Source organism: Corallococcus sp. 4LFB (genome assembly GCF_046520365.1).
Taxonomy (GTDB): Bacteria; Myxococcota; Myxococcia; order Myxococcales; family Myxococcaceae; genus Corallococcus; species Corallococcus caeni.
In genome coordinates this window covers 1-532 of record NZ_JBKGHJ010001224.1, presented here as the reverse complement: position 1 = coordinate 532, position 532 = coordinate 1, and the positions used below count along the sequence as shown (strand labels likewise).

1 pseudogene is annotated in these 532 nt (G+C 70.7%); it reads right to left on the bottom strand.

Features of this window, described 5'->3' with window-relative positions:
* A pseudogene (locus tag ACLEQD_RS45045) lies at positions 1-272 on the bottom strand (hypothetical protein); the annotation flags it as partial.
* Positions 273-532 lie beyond the last annotated feature (260 nt).

Here is a 532-nt window from a genome sequence, read left to right as displayed (position 1 = left end):
TCCCCGCCCATGCCTTTGCTGGGCAGCAGCGTCAGCGACGTGGCCTCCAGGCGCACCCAGTGGCCCCACCGCGCGTCTTCGCCAGCGGTTGCCAGTGACGCGGGTTCCTCCTCGGAAGGCGCCGCTCCCGCCTCCCCACCGGCAGCCTCGGCCTGAAGGGCCTCCTCCAGCCTGCGCACGGTGGCATCGAAGTCCTCTGGAGTGATGGCCTCCTGCGCCCCTCCAGCCCCGGGCAACAGCAGCAGCAAGACGACGGCCCAATTCCAATGCATGCCCATCGACGCCTCCGAGGCTGGCCCCAGCGGGGGCGCTCAGGACAGAGGTTCCCTGTTCGGTCCGACAAGGCGGAGGACCGGGTGGGGCATTGCACTGAAAAGGCACATACGACCCGGCCCGCCGGGGGATGGACAGGCGTGCCATGCCACGGCGCCAGCCGCGCGAATAGGAATGACCGTGGCGACGCTGCTCTGGGGGATGTGTGGGGCGCGGCGCTGACGGGAGCCACGCTCACGCTCGCGGGCATCTCCGCGTC